The sequence below is a fragment of the Kibdelosporangium phytohabitans genome (assembly GCF_001302585.1).
GTDB lineage: Bacteria > Actinomycetota > Actinomycetes > Mycobacteriales > Pseudonocardiaceae > Kibdelosporangium > Kibdelosporangium phytohabitans.
Genome location: NZ_CP012752.1, coordinates 2,891,942 through 2,911,511, shown reverse-complemented (window position 1 = coordinate 2,911,511; position 19,570 = coordinate 2,891,942). Strand labels below are relative to the sequence as shown.

14 protein-coding genes are annotated in these 19,570 nt (G+C 69.1%); 6 read left to right on the top strand and 8 right to left on the bottom strand.

The annotated features are described in order from the left end of the window. Nucleotides 1-14: 14 nt before the first annotated feature. The 3 genes from AOZ06_RS13590 to AOZ06_RS13580 form a co-directional block, all read right to left on the bottom strand. Complete coding sequence (locus tag AOZ06_RS13590; protein ID WP_054289713.1) at nt 15-215, bottom strand: hypothetical protein; 201 nt, start codon at nt 213-215, stop codon at nt 15-17. Between the two features lie 764 nt (nt 216-979). After that, the gene (locus AOZ06_RS13585; protein ID WP_417999951.1) at nt 980-2,902 is read right to left on the bottom strand and encodes a HelD family protein; all 1,923 of its coding nucleotides are present in this window, start codon (nt 2,900-2,902) and stop codon (nt 980-982) included. Between the two features lie 57 nt (nt 2,903-2,959). Then, entirely contained in the window at nt 2,960-4,555 is a 1,596-nt protein-coding gene (locus tag AOZ06_RS13580; RefSeq protein WP_236952203.1) for a D-alanyl-D-alanine carboxypeptidase family protein, read from the bottom strand. A gap of 129 nt (nt 4,556-4,684) precedes the next feature. On the opposite strand from AOZ06_RS13580, the gene AOZ06_RS13575 reads away from it, so the two are divergent. From AOZ06_RS13575 to AOZ06_RS13555, 5 genes are all read left to right on the top strand, one after another. Continuing rightward, on the top strand, nt 4,685-5,692 hold the full coding sequence (locus AOZ06_RS13575) for a LacI family DNA-binding transcriptional regulator (protein WP_054289711.1): 1,008 nt from the start codon (nt 4,685-4,687) through the stop codon (nt 5,690-5,692). Between the two features lie 110 nt (nt 5,693-5,802). Next, the gene (locus AOZ06_RS13570; RefSeq protein ID WP_054289710.1) at nt 5,803-7,176 is read left to right on the top strand and encodes an ABC transporter substrate-binding protein; all 1,374 of its coding nucleotides are present in this window, start codon (nt 5,803-5,805) and stop codon (nt 7,174-7,176) included. After that, nucleotides 7,154-8,119 (top strand): carbohydrate ABC transporter permease, encoded by a 966-nt coding sequence (locus AOZ06_RS13565; protein ID WP_054289709.1) that lies wholly within the window; start codon nt 7,154-7,156, stop codon nt 8,117-8,119. The genes AOZ06_RS13570 and AOZ06_RS13565 overlap by 23 nt, the downstream gene beginning before the upstream one ends. Further along, nucleotides 8,119-8,988, top strand: coding sequence for a carbohydrate ABC transporter permease (locus AOZ06_RS13560; RefSeq protein ID WP_054289708.1), 870 nt, complete (start codon nt 8,119-8,121; stop codon nt 8,986-8,988). The genes AOZ06_RS13565 and AOZ06_RS13560 overlap by 1 nt, the downstream gene beginning before the upstream one ends. 44 nt (nt 8,989-9,032) lie before the next feature. Then, nucleotides 9,033-10,658 carry a glycoside hydrolase family 13 protein gene (locus tag AOZ06_RS13555; protein WP_054289707.1) on the top strand — a complete coding sequence of 542 codons (1,626 nt, stop codon included), beginning with the start codon at nt 9,033-9,035 and terminating at the stop codon, nt 10,656-10,658. A gap of 56 nt (nt 10,659-10,714) precedes the next feature. Here AOZ06_RS13555 and AOZ06_RS13550 read toward each other — a convergent pair whose 3' ends face one another. The 5 genes from AOZ06_RS13550 to AOZ06_RS13535 all read right to left on the bottom strand — a co-directional run bounded on the left by AOZ06_RS13550 (nt 10,715) and on the right by AOZ06_RS13535 (nt 18,122). Continuing rightward, nucleotides 10,715-12,679, bottom strand: a complete 1,965-nt coding sequence (locus tag AOZ06_RS13550; RefSeq protein ID WP_054289706.1) for an NPCBM/NEW2 domain-containing protein — start codon at nt 12,677-12,679, stop codon at nt 10,715-10,717. A gap of 11 nt (nt 12,680-12,690) precedes the next feature. Continuing rightward, the gene (locus AOZ06_RS13545) at nt 12,691-13,464 is read right to left on the bottom strand and encodes a hypothetical protein (protein ID WP_054289705.1); all 774 of its coding nucleotides are present in this window, start codon (nt 13,462-13,464) and stop codon (nt 12,691-12,693) included. Next, nucleotides 13,461-13,748, bottom strand: a complete 288-nt coding sequence (locus AOZ06_RS58860) for a hypothetical protein (RefSeq protein ID WP_218921983.1) — start codon at nt 13,746-13,748, stop codon at nt 13,461-13,463. The genes AOZ06_RS13545 and AOZ06_RS58860 overlap by 4 nt, the downstream gene beginning before the upstream one ends. Then, on the bottom strand, nt 13,745-16,228 hold the full coding sequence (locus AOZ06_RS13540) for a glycosyl hydrolase family 95 catalytic domain-containing protein (RefSeq protein WP_225954836.1): 2,484 nt from the start codon (nt 16,226-16,228) through the stop codon (nt 13,745-13,747). Before AOZ06_RS13540 ends, AOZ06_RS58860 begins: the two co-directional genes overlap by 4 nt. A gap of 187 nt (nt 16,229-16,415) precedes the next feature. Beyond that, nucleotides 16,416-18,122: a DEDD exonuclease domain-containing protein gene (locus AOZ06_RS13535; protein WP_054289704.1), complete on the bottom strand. Its 1,707-nt coding sequence runs from the start codon at nt 18,120-18,122 to the stop codon at nt 16,416-16,418. A gap of 93 nt (nt 18,123-18,215) precedes the next feature. Here AOZ06_RS13535 and AOZ06_RS13530 point away from each other — a divergent pair, with 93 nt between their 5' ends. Beyond that, nucleotides 18,216-19,559, top strand: a complete 1,344-nt coding sequence (locus tag AOZ06_RS13530) for an NYN domain-containing protein (RefSeq protein ID WP_083471666.1) — start codon at nt 18,216-18,218, stop codon at nt 19,557-19,559. Nucleotides 19,560-19,570: the final 11 nt, after the last annotated feature.

The following is a 19,570-nucleotide window of genomic DNA, read 5'->3' as shown; positions in this document are numbered from 1 at the left end:
CGTTCGGCGCCCGATCAGGCGACCTCGGGAGTGTTCACCGGGGTGATGGGAATGAGCCGGAGCTTGGGAACCATCCCAGCGCCCGCGAGCACGTCGATCGCCCGCTGCTCGGACGAGTCGAGTTCGACCGTGCTCGGCGGACCGAGAAGGACACTGACAACGCACTCCTGGCAAGCCTTTCCCCGCACTTCACAGCTGCCGCAGTCGACGACCATGTCCAGCTCCCAAGCCAGTCGTTCGATCGTATGTTCGATCGATTGAGGCCACCATAGCGGTCACCTCTGACAGTGTTGGACGGTCCTCGCTTCGCTCGGACGGGCTTGGTCGCCGGGAGCCGGTCGTTTCCGCCCCGCCCCACGCAGCCGACACCGCGCCATGCCTGCTCACCGCTCTGCCCCGGGGCGGCATCGGGCGTGTTGCGCGGCGGAAACGACCGGCGCGACCAAGCCAGTCAACCGACACCAGCATCACCGCCCCGTGCACGGGACAGCCAGCCTCCGCCCCAGAGCCGGTCATTTCCACTCCACGCCACGCAACCGACACCGCACCGTGCCTGCTCACCGCTCTGCCCCGGGGCGGCATCGGGCGTGTTGCGCGGCGGAAACGACCGGCGCGACCAAGCCAGTCAACCGACACCAGCATCACCGCCCCGTGCACGGGACAGCCAGCCTCCGCCCCAGAGCCGGTCATTTCCACTCCACGCCACGCAACCGACACCGCACCGTGCCTGCTCACCGCTCTGCCCCGGGGCGGCATCGGGCGTGTTGTGCGGCATGAACCACCGGCACGACCAAGCCGACCACCGCCCCCGGCATCACCGCCCCGTGCACGGGGACAACCAGCCTCCGCCCCCAGAGCCTGTCATTCCAATCCACCGACACCGCGCCTTTGCCTGCCCTCCGCTGCGGCCAGGGCGGCATCGGGCGTGTTGCGCGGCATGAACCACCGGCGCGACCAAGCCGGTCGACCGACTTCGGCGTCACTGTCTCGTGCGGAGGACGGCCAGGCTTCGGGTCGCCCTGGTCATGGCCACGTAGAGGTCGTTGCGGCCACGGGGGCCGCTGGCGGCGATCGCGTCCGGGTCCACCACGACGACCGAGTCGAACTCCAGTCCCTTGGCCTGCCCTGGTGTCAACGACACGACTTCCGGGAACTGGTGCGCCACAGGCGCCAAGTGCCGTTGCGGTGTGATGACGGCCACCCTTCCCGGCATCCGGGCCACCAGATCGCCGAGGAGATCCAGGCTTCCGGTCACCTCCAGTGGCGGTACCCCGGTCGACCGGACCGACGTGGACGGCCGGAAGCCCGGCTGGTCCGCGAGCACCTCGTTGGCAACGGCCATGATCTCGGCCGGGGTGCGGTAGTTGACGGTCAACTCGGCCAGTTCCCACCGGTCGGCCACGTGCGGCCGGAGCATGTCCGGCCACGTCGTCGCCCCGGCCGGGTCGCTCGTCTGGGCCAGATCGCCCACGACCGTCATGGACCGGCTGGGACAGCGGCGCATCAGCATCCGCCACGCCATCTCGGACAGTTCCTGTGCCTCGTCCACCACGATGTGCCCGTAGGTGGTGCCGTCGCCGCCGTCGATCAGGGCGGCGGCCTCGTCGAGCAACGGGATGTCCACAGGCGACCAGGGGCCGGGCACCAGTTCGGCCACGGCCAACGGCGGCCAGATCCCGTCCAGGGCGTCCTGGACGCGGGCATCGGCGAGCAAGGCGTCACGCAGCCGGGCCACGTCCGTGTCGTCCAGCAGGCGCCGTGGCGCGGAGTCCGTCCAGTCGACGATCACGCCCGCTGCCTCCAGCGCACGCAGATCCGCCGCACTCAGCCGCCCATCCGGGTCACCGCCGTCGATCGCCTCCCCGGTGTCGGTCAGCGTCACGGCTTCCAGGCGCGCGGCGAGACTGTCGGCGAGCGCTGTGACAACTTCGCGGTGGAACACCAGCCGCGCCTGGTTGTGCGGCAGACCCGCGTGTTTGGCCCGTCTGACGGCTCGACGGCAGTCCGCAGGGGACAAGGACAGCGCTTCCTGTTCGAACACGACCTCCACCGGCTCAGCGGGAACGTGGACGCTGTCGCGTACAGCGGACGCCAGTTCGCCGGCTGCCTGCGCGCTCCCCTTGCGTCGCGCTTCCTCGTCACTGGCGGTCCGGCTGACGGGTGTGCCGGGGCGCAGGTCGGCGATGGTCGCGGTCACCACGCTGTTCTCACCGAGGCCGGGCAGCACCTGGCCGATGTAGTCCAGGAACAACGTGCTGGGGCCGATCACGAGGACACCGCGGGTACGCAGGTGCGGGCGGGCGTAGAGCAGATGCGCGACCCGGTGCAGCGCGACAGCGGTCTTGCCTGTGCCAGGACCGCCCTGCACCACGAGGACACCGGCGTACGGGTCACGGATGATCCGGTCCTGTTCGGCCTGCAAGGTCGTGACGATGTCCGCCATGTGCTCGGTGCGGCCCGCGCTGACGGCTGCCAGCAGCGCGGCGTCGCCCGCCAAGTCATGCTCACCGGCCGCCTCGGCGGTGAGCAGTTCGTCGTTCACGTCGACGACCGTGCGTCCCCGGGTCGTGATCCGCCGTCGCAGGCGTACGCCCTCAGGCGCCGCCGCGGTCGCCGTGTAGAACGGCCGGGCGGCGGGTGCGCGCCAGTCGATCAGCAGCGGTTCGTCACCGTCGAACAGCCCGGCCCGGCCGATGTAGAGCCTGCTGCCGTCGTCCAGGTCGACACGGCCGAAGCAGAGGCCGTCCGCGACCGAGTCCAGCCGGGCGGTCTCGCCCGCCCAGTAGGCCCGTTCGGCGGGCTGGGCCGTGGCCAGATGCCTGGCGGCTTCGGCGCGCAGGTCGTCGAGGCGCTCGTAGAGGACGGTGAGGTGGACCTGTTCCATCTCGATCTGCGTGGACACGCCGCCGAGAGTGCCGCTCCGACCTGCGAAGAAACAGTCTTGTTCTTTCCGGGGCCGTCAGCCGGTGCCGAACTCCCAGTGCCACGGCTCCTCCCGGCCGCGTCCCGGTTGCGCCCACGGCGGGTTGCGCCAGCCGAACCGGCCCGCGTTGGCACGCAGCCAGGCGTGCTCGGCCGTGCCGGACGACTGCGCGCCGCCGCAGAGGTCCACCGCGAGCCCCCAGCCGTGGTTGCTGGTCCCGGGCACCGCCGCCAACGCGGGCTTCACGCCGTACAGCCGGACCTGCTCCTCGAACGTGCGGTACGAGTCGGTCACGCACAACGGCCGCCCGAACGCAGTGCCGAACGCCGCGGACAAGCCTTGGAACGAGAACGCGGCGTCGCACCGCAACCGGTGCGTGCCGACGCCGATGGCGCACAGCGCCGAGCCGGGGATGAGCCCGTTGGGATAGCCGCTCCAGCCGCCCGTGGGCAGGTCCACTCCCCCGCATCGCCACACCAGGCCGGTGTCCGTGCGTTGTGGCACGGGCTGGGCAGGCCTGCGCGGCAGCGACGGTCGCGCGTAGCCGAGGACGGAGGTGGGGATGTCGGACACGACGACACCGACGAGCCGTGCGTCGGCGGTGACCATCGTGCGCGGGTCCAGCACCACACCGACGCTCTGCACGCCGTAGCGTCCCGGCCCGATGAACGCCAGATCGCCGGGCTGCGGGTCTGTGACGGGCTGCAGCACGGCCATCTGCTCGGCCGCGGAACCCTGCAGGCCGTAGGCGGCACGGGTGAGCCCGTCACACGAGTAGGCGTCCGGGCCGTCACCCTGCGGCACGTACGGCTTGCCCAACGCGCCGACGGCGGCTGTGACCGCGCGGACGGTGGTCTCGGGCATGACGAGCAGGCGCTCACCCGACGGCAAGGTGACTTCTGTGGCGTTGGCGCTTGGTTTGATGCCCGCGGCGATCAGTTCGTCCGTGTACGCGCGCCAGTTCGCCGCCGTCTGCTCGTTGCGGGTGCGTTGCGCCTGTTGCATCGCCACGACAGCGGAGTTGGCCTGGGCGAGTGTGGCGCGGAACTCGCCGGTGAGTGCCGCCGCGCGGTTGGTGGCGTCGCCGTTGCGGCGGTCCAGGTCCGTCTTGCGGTCCGTGGCGTTCTTCGCCGCCGCTGACGCCGCGGTTTCGGCGCGTACGGCCGTTTGGTGGCGCTGGATTGCCCCGGTGAGCTCTTCGGTCTCGGCTTCCTGCACGCGGGCCATCAGGCTGGAACCGCCGAGGAAATCGGACGGCGACCGGGCCAGCAGGAACACCTTGAACTGGTTGGGGCGGCCGTACGAGCCCAGCAGCGCCGCCGCGTACCGATCCATGTCGGCCTGGCGAGCACGGACGGCGGCGTCGGCTGCCTCCCGTGCGGCGCGTGCCTTGTCCAACGCGGCCGACGACTCGCGTACGGCTTGTTCGGCCGCGTGTATGTCGTTGGCGAGCGAACCGAGTTCACGCTGCACGTCCGACGCGGTCCGTTGCAACTGCGCGACGACCGGGTCGGCGAACGCCTCACCCGGCCGTGAATCGGGCGTCGTGGCTCCTGGCACGACTCCCGCCTCTTCCGGCGGTTGCGCGCCCAGCAGCACGGCCACAGCCAGCAGCCCCGCACCTACCCGCACACCAGGCACAACGGTTGGACGGCGCGTCCGTAACGCCACGATCCGGTGAACCACCCCGGGTCACTCGATCATGAATCCGGCCGCAAACGGTCGCAAACACACTGCAAGCATTGTCGTATAGTTGCGTTCATGACGCGAAGACTTGCTGAAGTCGCCCGCAAGGTCGGCGTGAGTGAGGCGACCGTGAGCCGGGTGCTCAACGGGAAACCGGGTGTCTCGGAGAGCACCCGGACCGCCGTGCTGACCGCTCTGGACGTGCTGGGCTACGAGCGGCCGACGCAGCTGCGCGGCGAACGCGCCCGGCTGGTCGGGCTCGTGCTGCCGGAGCTGCAGAACCCGATCTTCCCCGCGTTCGGCGAGATCATCGGCAACGGACTGGCCCAGCAGGGGTTCACGCCGGTGCTGTGCACCCGCACGGCGGGCGGGGTCTCCGAGGCCGACTACATCGAGTTGCTGCTGCAGCAGCACGTGTCCGGGGTGGTGTTCGCCGGTGGCCTGTACGCGCAGGCCGACCAGGGCCACGACCACTACGGCAGGCTGACCGAGCGCAACCTGCCGACCGTGCTGATCAACGCGGCCATCGAGCACCTCGGGTTCCCCCGCGTGTCCTGCGACGACGCGGTCGCCGCCGAGCAGGCGCTGACCCACCTGGTCTCGCTGGGGCACACCAGGGTCGGCATGGTGCTCGGGCCGGGCGACCACGTGCCGTCCCGGCGCAAGCAGGACGCGTTCGCCACGGCGGCGAAGGCGGCGGGCATCGAGGTGGCGCCGGACTGGTTCGAGCACGCCATGTTCTCACTGGAAGGCGGCCAGGCCGCGGCGGCGCGCCTGGTCAAACGCGGCATCACCGGCATCGTGTGCGCGAGCGACCCGCAGGCGCTCGGCGCGATCCGCGCGGTGCGCCGCCAGGGGCTGTCGGTCCCGCAAGACGTTTCGGTGATCGGGTACGACGATTCCGCGTTCATGAACTGCGTCGACCCGCCGCTGACGACCATCCGCCAGCCGATCGAGGCGATGGGCCGGGCCGCGGTCGACCTGCTGACCATGCAGATCAACGGCGCTTCGGTGACCGACGAGGAGCTGCTGTTCGAGCCGGAACTCGTCGTACGGGGGTCGACTGCGCCCAGCACTCGGTGAGCTGTTCTTTACTTGCGAAATTTCATCGACATATTGCGGAGGCTCGTTCGAGTCTCTTAAGGTGAGCGCCATCACACAGCGTCGTCGGAAGCTGAGATGGGGCGCTTGCCATGCACAGAACCCTCACCCGCAGGGCGGCAGTTCTTGTCGCCGTCAGTGTCGTCACCGGGGCGTCAGGTCTGTCGGCCTGCGGGAGCGAGTCTTCCAACCAGCCGTCCGCGGGCGGCAAGGTGGCCATCACGGTCACCGGACAGCCGCCGAGCAGCCAGGCGGTCGAACGCAAGATCTTCGACGCGGACGTCGCCGAGTTCGAGAAGCTCAACCCGGACATCGACGTCGTTGCGCACGAGGGGTTCATGGACCCCAAGACCTTCTCGGCGAAACTCGCGGGCGGACAGCTGGAAGACGTCTACTACGTCTACTTCACCGACCCGGCGAACATCATCGCCCGCAGGCAGGCCGCCGACATCACCGACCACATCAAGGACATGGCGGTGATCAAGCAGCTGCAACCGGCGCTGCTGGACATCTTCAAGGACCGCAACGGCAAGATCTACGGCCTGCCGACGGCCAACTACTCGATGGGCCTGCTGTACAACCGGGCGCTGTTCACCAAAGCCGGCCTCGACCCGGACACGCCGCCGACCACGTGGGCCGAGGTGCGCACGGCCGCGCAGAAGATCTCGGCGCTGGGCAACGGCACCGTCGGGTTCGCCGACCTGAGCAAGAACAACCAGGGCGGCTGGCACCTGGTCACGTGGGCGTACGCGATGGGCAGCCAGATCGCCAAGCAGGAAGGCGAGAAGTGGACGGCCGACTTCAACAACGACAAGGTCAAAGAGGCGTTGCGGCTGCTCAAGGAGATGCGCTGGACCGACAACGCCATGGGCGACAAGCAACTGCTTGAGGCCACGGACGTGCAGCGCCTGATGGGCGCGGGCCAGCTCGGCATGTACCTCGGCGCACCGGACAACGTTCCGGTGCTGGTCAAGGAGTTCAAGGGCAAGTACGAGGACTACGGCGTCGCCGCGATGCCCGGCGGGCAAGGCACCCTGCTCGGCGGCGAGGGCTACATGATCAACCCGAAGGCGTCGCCGGAGAAGATCAAGGCGGGCCTGAAGTGGATCGACTGGAAGTACCTCGCGCCCGACCGGATCGAGCAGCGCGTCAAGCAGTACCTGGACGAGAAGCAGCCGATCGGCCTGCCCGCGGTCCCGACGCCGGACATCTACACCGGGGACACCCGCGCCAGGCAGGCGGAGCTCAAGACCAGGAACGCCAACGTACCGGAGCAGAACTTCGCGTCCTACCTGGACGGCAACACCAAGCTCAAGGGCAACCTGGAGCCACCGAACGCCCAGCAGATCTACGCCGCGCTGGACAACGTGATGCAGGGCGTGCTGACCAACAAGGACGCCAACGTCGATCAGCTGCTGTCCGAAGCGGAAGCCAAGGTCAACAGTGCCCTCGCTCAAGTCAAGTGAGGCCCCGGCCTCGACCGGGTCACGCGAGTGGCCGGTCGAGGCCCCGCCCGCGGTGAAGACGACCACCAGGTCGCGGCGCAAGATCAACGACAACCTGACGGCGTACGGGTTGCTGGCCGCCGCACTCGTGGTCTTCGCGCTGTTCTCGTGGTACCCGATCGTGCGCGGGGTCCTGTTGTCCTTCCAGGAGGTCAACTTCGTCGACCCGCCCCAGTGGGTCGGGTTCGACAACTTCGCGCGGCTGTTCGCCGACCCGTTGTTCGCCACTGCCTGGTTGAACACGCTGCAGTTCACGGCGATCGCGTTGGTGCTCGGCTTCGCGGTGCCGTTCGTGACCGCGGTCCTGCTCAACGAACTGCGGCACGCCAAGGCGTTCTTCCGGGTCGCGGTGTACCTGCCGGTGATGCTGCCGCCGGTGGTCGTGGCGATGCTGTGGAAGTGGATCTACAACCCGGGCCCGGGGCTGGCCAACGCCGCACTCGGCTCGGTCGGCCTGCCGGAGAGCGCGTGGCTGGACTCTTCCAGCACGGCGATGGTTTCGCTCGTCATCGTGTCCACGTGGGCCAACATGGGTTCGACCACGCTGATCTACCTGGCCGCGTTGCAGACCATTCCCGGTGAGCTCTACGAATCGGCCGAACTGGACGGTGCCGGGCTGTTCAAACGCCTGTGGCACGTGACGATCCCGCAGACCCGGTTCGTGCTGATGGTGCTGTTGCTGTTGCAGGTCGTCGCCACGATGCAGGTGTTCACCGAACCGTACGTGATGACCGGCGGCGGACCGGAGGACTCGACGGTCACCGTGCTGCTGTTGTTGTACCGCTACGCCTTCACGTACAACGACTTCGGCTCGGCGAGCGCGATGAGCCTGTTGCTGCTGGTGGCGCTGGGCATCTTCGCCGGCCTGTACCTCCGGCTGACCAGGATGAGGAGCGAGGACTGATGCGTACCCTGGTCTCGCCGGCGCAGCTGCGCAGCGGGCGCGGCAAAGCCGTCTACTGGCTGGTTTTCACCGTCGTCATGGTGCTGTTCCTGCTGGCGTTCGTGTTCCCCCTGTACTGGGCCATCACCGGCGCGATGAAGGCTCCGGCCGAACTCGTCCGCACGCCGCCGACGTTGCTGCCGGACCAGTGGCACCCGGACGTGTGGGGCGAGTCGTGGGAACGGCTGAACCTGTTGACGTACTTCGGCAACACCGTGCTCGTCGCGCTGGGCGCGTGGCTGATCCAGCTGGCGGTCGACGTCCCGGCCGCCTACGCTTTGTCGAAGCTGCGCCCGGTGCTGGGCGACAAGATACTGGCGCTGATGCTGGCGACGCTGATGGTGCCCGCGTCCGCGCTGCTGGTGCCGACGTACGTGACCATCACCGACCTGCCGATTCTCGGCGTCAACCTGATCAACTCGCCGACCGCGATCTGGTTCCCCGCCGCCGCGAACGCCTTCAACATCTACCTGTTGAAGCGGTTCTTCGACCAGATCCCCGGTGAGCTGCTCGAAGCGGCGGTGCTCGACGGCGCGAGCCAGGTCAGGATCCTGGTGCGGATCGTGCTGCCGATCTCCAAACCGATCATCGCCGTGGTGTCGATCCTGGCCATCGTGGCCGCGTGGAAGGACTTCATCTGGCCGCTGCTGGTCTTCCCCGACCCGACCAGGCAGACGCTCTCGGTGGCGCTGCAGCGGATGGAGGTCGACATGCCGCTCAACATCCTGCTCGCCGGGCTCGTGCTGGCCAGCGTGCCGATGGTGCTGCTGTTCCTGTTCTTCCAGCGGCACGTCCTGGCCGGCCTGACCGCGGGCAGCGTCAAGGGCTGACATTCCCCACCACAGGGAAGTCATCATCACAGGGAGGAACCCCCGTGTCCGTTTCCAACGACCTCTCCCCGGGCACGCCAACCGCTTGGTGGCGTGGCGCGGCGATCTACCAGGTGTACCTCCGCAGCTTCGCCGACGGCAACGGCGACGGGATCGGCGACCTCGCCGGCGTCCGCTCGCGCCTGCCGTACCTGGCGGACCTGGGCATCGACGCGATCTGGTTCTGCCCGTGGTACCCGTCCCCGATGGACGACGGCGGCTACGACGTGTCGGACTACCGGGACATCGACCCGTCGTTCGGCACGCTCGAGGAAGCGGAACTGCTGATCGCGGAGGCGCACGCGCTCGGCATCCGGATCATCATCGACATCGTGCCCAACCACTGCTCCGACGAGCACCCGTGGTTCGAGGCGGCGCTGGCGGCGGGGCCCGGATCACCGGAGCGGCAGCGGTTCTGGTTCCGCCCCGGCCGCGGTGAGCACGGCGAGCTGCCGCCGAACGACTGGCAGTCCCGGTTCGGCGGCCCGGCGTGGACCCGGGTCGGCGACGGCGAGTGGTTCCTGCACCTGTACAGCTCACGCCAGCCGGACTTCAACTGGACCAACCAGGAGGTGCACGCGGAGTTCCGCGACATACTCCGGTTCTGGTTCGACCGCGGCATCGACGGGCTGCGCATCGACGTGGCCGACGGCCTGATCAAGGACCCGCAGCTGCCCGACGTGCACGGCGTGACCACGGTGCCGTTGCCGTTCTCCGACATGGACGGCGTGCACGACGTCTACCGCGCGTGGCGCGAGATCTCGGACTCCTACCCGGGCGAGCGGATCTTCGTCGGCGAGATGTGGCTGCCAGACCCGGTCCGGTTCGCGCGCTACCTGCGGCCCGACGAGCTGCACTCGGCGTTCAACTTCGACTTCCTGTCCTGCCCGTGGGACGCCAAGCGGCTGCGCGAGGTCATCCAGTCCAGTATGGACTCACACCGGCCGGTCGGTGCCCCGCCGACCTGGGTGTTGTCCAACCACGACGTGACCAGGCACGTCACGCGCTACGGCCGCTCGGGCGACACGGGGTTCGAGTTCGCCGACCGGCGGCACGGCACCCCGGTCGACCGCGAACTGGGCACCGGGCGGGCCCGCGCGGCGGCGTTGCTGACCATGGCGCTGCCCGGCGGAGTGTACGTCTACCAGGGCGAAGAGCTGGGCCTGTGGGAGATCGAGGACATCCCGGACGAACTGCGCCAGGACCCGGTGTTCGAGCGCACGAAGCACGCCGACCCGGGCCGCGACGGCTGCCGGGTGCCGATCCCGTGGGGCTCGGCCGCTCCGCCGTTCTCGTTCGGCACCGGCGGCGCGTGGCTGCCGCAGCCGGCCGAGTGGGCGGCGTACACCGCGGAGGCCGAGGCGGCGGATCCGGACTCGATGCTTTCGCTGTACCGCAAGGCGTTGCGGATCCGGCGCGACGAGCCCGCATTGGGCGACGGGGAGATGAGCTGGGTCGTGTCCCTGGCCGACGTGATCGCGTTCACCCGCGATCCCGGGTTCACGTGCGTGGTGAACCTCGGGCCGGAACCGGTGGCACTGCCCCGGCACGAGTCGGTCATCCTGGCCAGCGGGCCGATGACGGACGACCACCTGCCACCGGACACCGCTGTGTGGCTGCGGACCTCCTGAACCCATCGTGAGTGGTTAGTCCGGTTCTAACCGGACTAACCACTCACGAGGGTCTTTCAGCAGGTGAGGGCTGGGGTGGCCCAGTCTCCCCGGTCGTAGCTGGGGCTGTCGCCGCCGTCGCCGACGACCAGGCGCAGGAACTTCGCGCCGCGCAACGCACCGGTGATCGAGATCGGGTCGTCCCGCCAGGTCCGGACGCCGCTGTCGGCGACTTTGGCGCCGTCGGCCCAGATCTCGAACGACGCCGAGCCGACCTTGTTGGCATCGTTGCGGTCGTCGTCGATGCCGACGATCGACGTCACGGCCGAGCACTTGCCGCCGAGGTAGTAGACGATCTCGGTCGGCGCGTGCGCACCCATCCCCTTGGCGTACACGGTCCCGTTGATGGTCAAGGGTTTCCCGTCCTTCGGCTGCCAACTGCCGTTGGACATGTCCCGCTCGACCGGGCCGTACCCGCCGCTCTCCCACGCCGACGGCACGTCGCCGAGCGGGGACGTGCCACGGGGTGTCTCCGGTGGGACGATCAGCTCGGTGGTGCTGGTGACGCTGCCGCCGCCGTAGTCGACGCCGCTGGTCAGCTCGGGTTTCCCGGTCGCCGCCGGGGTGATCCGCCACCGGCCGGACACCGACTCGCCCGATCCGAGGACCAGTTTCCGCTGCTGGGACAGGACTTCCACACGCCATCCGGTCGGCACGGACAGCCGTGGGCGGGGGTTGATCACCGGCAGCACCGCGTGGTTGGTCGCGCTGACCGCAACCTCGAACGCCTGCCCGGCCGGCACGATCTGGGCTGGGATGCCCGGTATCGACTCGCCCAGTTCCAGGCCCGCCGACACCAGCGGCTCGGCGCTCCACCAGTTCCTGCTCGACACGCGGTACACGACCGTGCCGTGCGCGGGTACGACCGCCGTGAACTCACCAGCAGTCTGGAAGTCCTTGTGCTGCCACAGGTCCCGTGCGGTGTATGCCGGGCGCCGGGGCAGGCCCAGCGCCGGCGCCGAGGTCCCGATCCTGGTGGCGACGGCGTTCTCGTTGAACAAGGCGACCGCCGTGTCACCGTTGGCCAACGGCTTCACGAAGATCCATTTCCCGTCCACCTGGGACACGACACGGCCCTGGGCGCCGAGCCTGTCCTGATCGAGCGCGATGACCTCCTTGTTGCGCAGGATGTCCAGGTTCTCCGGAGAGATCCTGCGCAGGTCGGCGCCGATCAGCAGCGGCGCGGCCATCATCGCCCACAGGCTGAAGTGCGACCGGTACTCGGTCGCCGTCATCCCGCCGTTGCCGACCTCGAGCATGTCCGGGTCGTTCCACGCGCCGGGTTTGGCGTACGGCGCCAGCGGCGCGTTCTTCTTGAGGATCTCGACGACCTTGGGCCAGGTGTCGGTGATGTCGCCGGTGGTCCGCCACAGGTGCCCGACCTCGGCGCCCCACTCCCACGGCTTGTTCTGGCCCCACTCGCAGATCGAGTACACGATGTCGCGGCCGGTCTTCTTCAGCGCGTCCCGCATCTTGGTGTAGCGCTCGAGCGCCGGGCGGTTCTCGTTGTTGCAGTTGTCGTACTTGAGGTAGTCCACGCCCCAGTCCGCGAACGTCTGCGCGTCGACCTCCTCGTGATCCAGTGCGCCCGGCATGGTCTTCGCGCACGTCAGGGTGCCTGCGCTGGTGTAGATGCCCAGTTTGAGCCCTTTGGCGTGCACGTAGTCGGCGATCGCCTTGATACCACTGGGGAACCGCTGCGGATGGTGGGTCAGGCGGCCGGTGGCGTCGCGGTCCGGTGCCGCCCAGCAGTCGTCGATGTTCACGTACTGGTAGCCCGCGTCCTTCAGGCCCTGGGCGACGAACAGGTCCGCCGTGTCCCTGATCAGCTTCTCGTCGACCGCGCAACCGGTGGCGTTCCAGTTGTTGAATCCCATCGGCGGTGTCAGCGCCTGCCCGTCCGGCAGCGCGAGGACAGGCGCCGGGGCGGCCGGGACGACCACGAAGGCCAGCCCGGCCGCCAGTGCCACGAGTCTCTTCACCCCATGCCCTTTCAGACGAGCTGGTACGCGCGGTAGTCGCGGATGAGCTGGTAGGTGTTCTGCAGGCCGGAGCTTTCGATGCTGCGGTAGATACCCCACTTGGGCCGCAGGTAGTTCTTGTCACGCCACAGGTCGACGTTGGTCGTGCGACCGCTGGCTTTGACCGTGCCGCCGTCCTTGACCGTCCAGGCGAGGTAGCCGCCGCTGTTGGACGCCTTGAACTCGAACTCGACGTCGATCCACTTGTTCTGCAGCGGCGCGTAGTCGCCGAGGATGTGCTCGGTGTTCGAGTCGTCGTCCTTGAGGGTCAGCACGGTCAGCGTCGGCTTGCCCTTCAGCCGGGGTGTGAGCGTCCACAGCGGACCGCCGACGTCCTGCACCTTCATCTGCATGATGTGCGTGAACCTGGTGGTCGCCGTCAGCGAGCTGGGCCAGAACGCCTGGTAGGCAAGCCGCCACGTCGTGTCCTTGTTGATCTTCAGCACGCTGCCGTTCTGGCGCATGCCCTTGCACTCGTTGCGCTGCCGGTCCGAGCCGTCGCGGTCACGGGTGTGCATGTCGAACCGCCAGTGGTCGCCTTCGACGTAGATGTGCTTCACGCCGGTGTGCGAGCCGGCCCGGTCGTCTTCCAGGCCCTCGAACGCGGTCAGGCCGTCCTTGGCCGGATCCGGGCTCCACTTGAGCTGCCAGGCCGCGGCGGACGCCGGTCCGGCGCCGACGGCCAGCGCGCCGACCGCTCCGGCGCCGATGGCCAGGGCACGGCGTCGGTTGATGGTGTCTGTCATCGGTTTCCTCCTTCAGCAGGGGCGGCGGAGGACTTCTGCAGTGTGATGGCGAAGATGTGCGGCCTCGGGGTGGTGGCCGCGGGCAGGGTGATCGAGACCAGGCCACGGGCCGGGTCGAGCGGGATCTTCTGGTGGAAGATCGCCAGCCGGGCGGATGCCGGGCCGGCGCGGGTGTGCATCTGGTTGGTACGCAGGGCTTCCGTCTCACCGAACGCCGGCTGCGCACGCCAGTCGGTGACCTTCAACGGAACCTGCGCGGTGCCGTCCGCGTAGGTCACGGTCATCGTCCGGTCGGTGTTGCCGTTGTCGCTGGCCGCGAGCAGGTGCAAGGTCGTGTACTTGCCCGACGGAAGCCGGATCGCTTGTGCTTGCGGGACGATGTTGTTCGGGGCGCCTTCGTTGCCGTTGACGAACTCGAACGGGATCCGTCGTCGTTGGCCTGCCCGGTCTGCGGCAGTTGCGCGGCCGGGTAGGTGTTGCCCGTTCCGTCGAAATCCCCGTCGCCCATGTGGAACTCGTTGGTGAAGGCGTCGTTGTCCATGGCGGCGGTCAGGTCGACGGTGACGGTCGTGCCCTGGTCCGGCAGCGGGGGCAGGCCCCATGGCTGAGCCGGCGTGCTGATCGGCACCGGCCTGATCGTCAGGTCCGGCTTCCTGCCTTTCTCGTGGACCAGGACTTCCTGTCCTTGACCGAGTTCGATGACGAGTGTGCCGTCGGCTTGCTTGTGCCACTTCCGCGCGCCGTGGACCTCCGGGTCCGGGATATTCGCCTTGAGTTTCAACGGCTGCCCGGCCAGGCTGCGTACCCCGACGAACTCGACCCGTCCGTCCCTCTGGGACGCGGTGACGAGGAAAGCCCCCTCGGTGCGGAAGTCCCGCAGTGCCACGTCCCGCCAGGCGCCCGGCACGGCCGGGAAGACCCGGATCACGCCACCCCAGCTCTGGCACAGCATGTCGTGCACGGACTGCGCGCCGGACAACGGGGTTTCGATGACCGGGCCCGCTTCGAAGTACATCGTGTTGGCCTGGGCGAACCTCGCGACGAACTCCCGCAGGTACTTCAGCGCGTCGTCGCCACGACCCAGCCCGGCGGAGATCGACGACGCGCCGGTGAAGCTGTAGCCGCGCAGCGCGCCTTCGAAGCTGATCCAGTGCTTGAGCGAGCGCTCGATCAGGTCACGCTGCCCCGACTCGGCACTGACCAGGTACAGCGGGTACACCGCGAGCATGTGCGAGTAGTGCCGGTGCGACTTGGCGAACGGCACACCGGTGCCGACCATGAACCCGTTGGCGTCGACCGGGTAGTCGACGAGATCACGCAGCACCTCCCGCCACTTCGGCGCGAGCGGGTCGTCCGGCTCGACCTCCAGCAGCGTCCGGCAGCTCCACCGGATCAACGCCAGGCCGTAGTTGCAGTCCGGCGCGGTGCCGTACTCCGGGGAGAAGGTGGGCGCGAGATGCAGCCTGCCATCCATGCCCTTGGACAGGAAGTGCAGGTAGTAGTTCATGGCCCGGCGCAGTGTCGGGAACAGGATGGCGAGGACGCGGTCGTCCATGCTGTGCCGGTAGTGCAGCCATACGTTGTGCAGCAACCACGGCAGGTCCCCGATCTCCGGGTCTGTGGAGAAGCCCGGTGCGCCGACGTATCCGGCGTCGTCGAACTGGGCGTCGGTGCTGCGCCGCACGCCCATCGAGTCGCCGCGGAACTGCGGTCGCAGCGCGTCGATGAGGATCTTCTGCGTGGCCCGCACGGTCCGCGGGATGGGGTCGAGCTCCAGGTGGTTGGAGCCGTACGCGAGCCAGTACTCGAGCTGGACGTTGAGGTTGTTCCAGAGCGACGGCCACGGCGTCGGCTCGATCCACGGCCCGGTGGTGGCCATGATCGGCCCGGTGTCCCGGGAGGCGGAGGCGATCTTGTACAGCTGGATCCAGTAGAAGCTCTGCAGCAGCTGATCCGGGACGGACAGGAAACTCTTGCGGTAGAAGGCGTGCCACCAGTCCTGGTGCTGCTGCCGGAGCAACCGGTCGGGTCCGGCGAACCGCACGGCTTTCCTGACGTCGGCTTCGGCCGTGACGCCTGGGTACGAGTGCTGCACGGAGAGCAGGAACGTGGTGCCGCGCTTGCGGTACGCCGTCGCTGTCTGTCCACCCGCGGCCATCGGTTGCACCACGGTTGTGATGTCCCGCTCGGTTCTGACGACCGGTTCGGGGTTGCGCGGGAAGTTCGCGGGCGGTGGCTCCCGGATCGTCCGCGGGCTCAACGCCTCGGCGGGTTCGAAGACGAGGGTGTGCGGTCCGTCCACTTCCAGGCTCAGCAGGTCGGTTCCGGCGTGCACGAACAACCTGATCCGCACGTCACCCCGGTCGGTCCTGATCACGCCGGCGAGCTCGGCGTTCCACAGGTCGAGCCGCCAGTCGACGCCGGTGATCGCGCCTCGCGGCGTGAGCACGAGCTTGCCGACGGCAAGCCGCGCGACGCCCCACTCGTTGCCGAACTCCGGACGGTGGTCCTGGACCCGGCTGTGGTCGACGGTGATCCGGACGGCGTTGGCCCCGGGTTCCCGGTACACCGCGGCTGCGAGAAACCCGTTGCCCAGGAAAGGTCCCTCGTACCAAGCCCGCGGCACACGCTGCCACACCAGGTCGCACGTGCCGAGAAACCGCGGCCAGTCAACGCCATCCGCGGCGTGGGCACTCGCGGGCGACGCCCGCAGCACGGTCCCGGCGACAGCGCCACCCAGCAGTCCCCGCCGCGAGATCTCCATCCGCACTCCACACCGAGTCGCCGAAAGATCGGATGTCTAGCTCTCAGCGAGAGTATGGAAACCTTTTCAGTACGTCAACATCCAGCGGTTCAGGTAGATGAAGCAGCAGGTGGGAATTGCCAAATCCGTCAGAACGGTGACCTGACACAGATCCGATGTACACCGGAAATGGCGGCACCCGTGGAACTCAGTCGAGCTGCGGGGCGCGATGGGCGCCCCAGGCCGAGTCGACCCGTTCCAGCCACGGCCGCCAGCTCGCGGCCGACGCGGCGGGCACCGTCCACGGAGACGTGCTTCGGACCATCCGGGTGCCAGGACGCTCGATCCACCGCAGCACCACGCCGACTTCCTCGTGCGGCGCGCCAAACAGCGGACCATCGGACGGGATGACGGTCTCCGCGGACGCCACAAGCATCTCGACAACCGGCATGGGCGGTACGCCACGCGGCGCGTTGCCAGCCGACGCGAGCCGACCGTGCCGGACGACGGCGAAGTCCCACCCGCCTGCCCCGTCCGGCCGCGCGGCGATGAGCTCGGTGATCGACGCGAGCGCAGCGAGGCTCTGGCCGCGGTCCAGCGTGCGCACGAGCACCGCGAGACGGTCACGCCCCTCGGCTGCCTGCTCGAACCGTTGCGCGTCCGCGAGCTGCGTCAGCCGCGCGGCGGCACGCCACAACGCATCGACGCCCTGACCGGCTACGAGACTGTGCACGGCTTCCACGTACGGCCGATACTCGGCCACGGTCTGGTGACCGGCGCACGGCGCCGCGCATCGGCCAATTTCCGCCAACAAGCACGGCGTGCCCTTGGGCGCTCGCACCGGAATTCGTTGCGTGCATGGCCGGATGCCCGTGCCTTCCTGCAACGCGACGGCAGCGCCTTCCGCCGCGCGCAGCGTCCGGAACGGCCCCAGAGCGCCGTCTCGTGGCGTGCGCACGACGGACAACCGCGGGAACGCCTCGTCTGTCAGCGTCAGCCACCACGCCTGGTACTTGTTGCGGGAGCGGCGGTTGTAGGTCGGTTTGTGCGCGGCGAGCAGCCGTAACTCCCGCACCTCCGCTTCAAGGGAGTGCGCGCAGGTCACCGAGTCGACCCGGACCGCCAAGCCGACCATCTCACGCAGCCGTCGGCGCGTCTCGCTCGCGGTGAAGTACTGCCGCACACGCCTGCGCAGGTTGGACGCCGTGCCGACGTACAGCACCTCGTCACGCGGCCCGCGGAACATGTACACGCCCGGCTCGCTGGGCAGGTCGGCCGCGAGCGTTCGTTTGCGACGCTGCTCGGGCGTGACCTCCGGGATGTAGTCGAGCAGTTCCTCAAGCGACTGCACACCGACCGACCCGACCCGCTCCAGCAGGCTGTGCAGCACATCCACGGTCGCCCGCGCGTCAGCCAGCGCGCGGTGGTTGGGCGTGGTGCCCGCACGGAACAACGCGGCCAACGCCGACAGGCGGCAACTCGGCGCCTCTTCCCTGCTCAGCACGCGCCTGGCCAAGCGTGCCGTGCAGACGACCGCCGGCCGCGGCCAGTGATAGCCGTACCGGCGGCACGCGGCCTTCATGAAACTGATGTCGAAGCCCGAGTTGTGCGCGACGAGCACCGCGCCCGCCGCGAACTCCAGGAACGCCGGGAGCACCTGGTCCAGCGGCGGCGCCTGGTACACCATGGCGTCGGTGATGCCGGTGAGCGCCACGATCTCCGGCGGGATCCCCCGGCCCGGGTCGACGAGCGTGGCGAACTCGCCGATCACCTCCCCACCGCGGACCTTGACCGCGCCGATCTCCGTGACCATGTCCTGCTCGGCGCTGCCACCTGTGGTTTCCAGGTCGAAAACCACGAACGTGGTGGTCCGCAACGGCGTGCCGAGTTCGTCGAACGACAGCTGCGTGTTCATCAGGCGGCACCCTAGAACCGACCACCGACAATCCCGGTGCGGTCACACCAGGCCCAGCGGGTCAATTCGGATTAAGCCAACTAACCTGAAGAGATGGCGCCGCACGAACGGGACGACACCGACGAGCCGATGGACGAGCTCGTCGACACGTCCGAGGTGGACTGGGACGGCATCCCCGACGCCGTGCGGTCCCGCCTCGCCGAGATCGGCGCGGAGGCCATCAGCGGCCTCAACCGGGTGGACATCCCCCAGTCGCTGCGCGCGGTGGCGAAGTTCGCCCCGGCCAAGCGGGCCCGCCTGGGCGGCGCGTCGATCATGGCGGCGTTGCGCAGCTCGACGAGCTTCCGCACAGCGGTGGTCGAGTGGTGCCGCGAGCACCGGCCCGGGGCGCTGGAGGTCAGCGGCGCCGAACCGGCCTCGGCGGCAGCGGCGGCCGTGCTCCTCGGCGACGAGACAGCCGTGCACTACCTGGAGCTGGTCTCCCGGCGCGCGGGTGACGCGGTGCTGCGCGCCGAGCGCGACGCGGCGCTGACCAGAGCGGACCGGCTGGAGAACGAGCTCAAGCAGACCATCGGCAAGCTGGAGGTGGCGCAGGGCGCGGCCGAGGTGGTCAGGGCGGACACCGAAGTCGAGCTGGACCGGCTGCGCAAACGTCTGCGCGAGCAGGGCGTGAAGCTTCGCGAAGCCAAGGACGCGGCCCTGGCGGCACAGGACGAGATGGACCGGCTGCGCACGGAGGTGGCCGCCCAGATAGCGGACCTCACCGGGCAACGCGACCGGGAACGCGACCGCGCGGAGTTCGAACGCAAGAAAGCCCGCCGCGCCGAATCGGACGCCGAGGTGGCACGCCAGTCGGCCAGAGAAGCCAGACAGGCGGACGAGGTGCGACTGGCCCTGCTGGTGGACACATTGGACGGAGCCGTGACCGGCCTGCGCCGCGAACTGGCCCTCGGCGGCGGCGGCCCCCGCCCCGCCGACCTGGTCCGCGGCGCAACGGCCGCCCAGGGCACGGTCGGCCGCGTGGAGGACCCGGCGGCGTTGGACAGGTTGCTGGCGTTGCCGTCAGTACACCTCGTGGTGGACGGTTACAACGTCACCAAGACGGGCTACCCGGACCTGCCATTGGCCGACCAACGCGAACGCCTCACCCATCAGCTGTCGGCCCTGGCCGCCCGGACGTCGGCGGAAGTGACGCTGGTGTTCGACGGCGCCGGCGTAGTAGCCGTACCGTCAGCGGCCCCGCGCGGTGTGCGGGTCCTGTTCAGTGACCCCGGTGTCCTCGCCGACGACGTCATCCGCGCGTTGGTCGCCGCCGAGCCCGAGGGACGCCCGGTGGTCGTGGTGACGTCCGACCGTGCCGTGGCGGATTCCGTGCGGCGACGTGGCGCCCACCCCGTGCCGTCGGCCGTGTTGCTGGCGCGCCTCGGCCGCGTGTGACCGCCCCGAAC

What these genes read in the sequence shown, in the direction of transcription:
- AOZ06_RS13590 (WP_054289713.1), bottom strand. Translation starts at nt 215, where the DNA reads ATGGTCGTCGACTGCGGCAGCTGTGAAGTGCGGGGAAAGGCTTGCCAG.
- AOZ06_RS13575 (WP_054289711.1), top strand. Translation starts at nt 4,685, where the DNA reads ATGACGCGAAGACTTGCTGAAGTCGCCCGCAAGGTCGGCGTGAGTGAG.
- AOZ06_RS13570 (WP_054289710.1), top strand. Translation starts at nt 5,803, where the DNA reads ATGCACAGAACCCTCACCCGCAGGGCGGCAGTTCTTGTCGCCGTCAGT.
- AOZ06_RS13560 (WP_054289708.1), top strand. Translation starts at nt 8,119, where the DNA reads ATGCGTACCCTGGTCTCGCCGGCGCAGCTGCGCAGCGGGCGCGGCAAA.
- AOZ06_RS13545 (WP_054289705.1), bottom strand. Translation starts at nt 13,464, where the DNA reads ATGACAGACACCATCAACCGACGCCGTGCCCTGGCCATCGGCGCCGGA.
- AOZ06_RS58860 (WP_218921983.1), bottom strand. Translation starts at nt 13,748, where the DNA reads ATGACCGTGACCTACGCGGACGGCACCGCGCAGGTTCCGTTGAAGGTC.
- AOZ06_RS13540 (WP_225954836.1), bottom strand. Translation starts at nt 16,228, where the DNA reads ATGGAGATCTCGCGGCGGGGACTGCTGGGTGGCGCTGTCGCCGGGACC.
- AOZ06_RS13535 (WP_054289704.1), bottom strand. Translation starts at nt 18,122, where the DNA reads ATGAACACGCAGCTGTCGTTCGACGAACTCGGCACGCCGTTGCGGACC.
- AOZ06_RS13530 (WP_083471666.1), top strand. Translation starts at nt 18,216, where the DNA reads ATGGCGCCGCACGAACGGGACGACACCGACGAGCCGATGGACGAGCTC.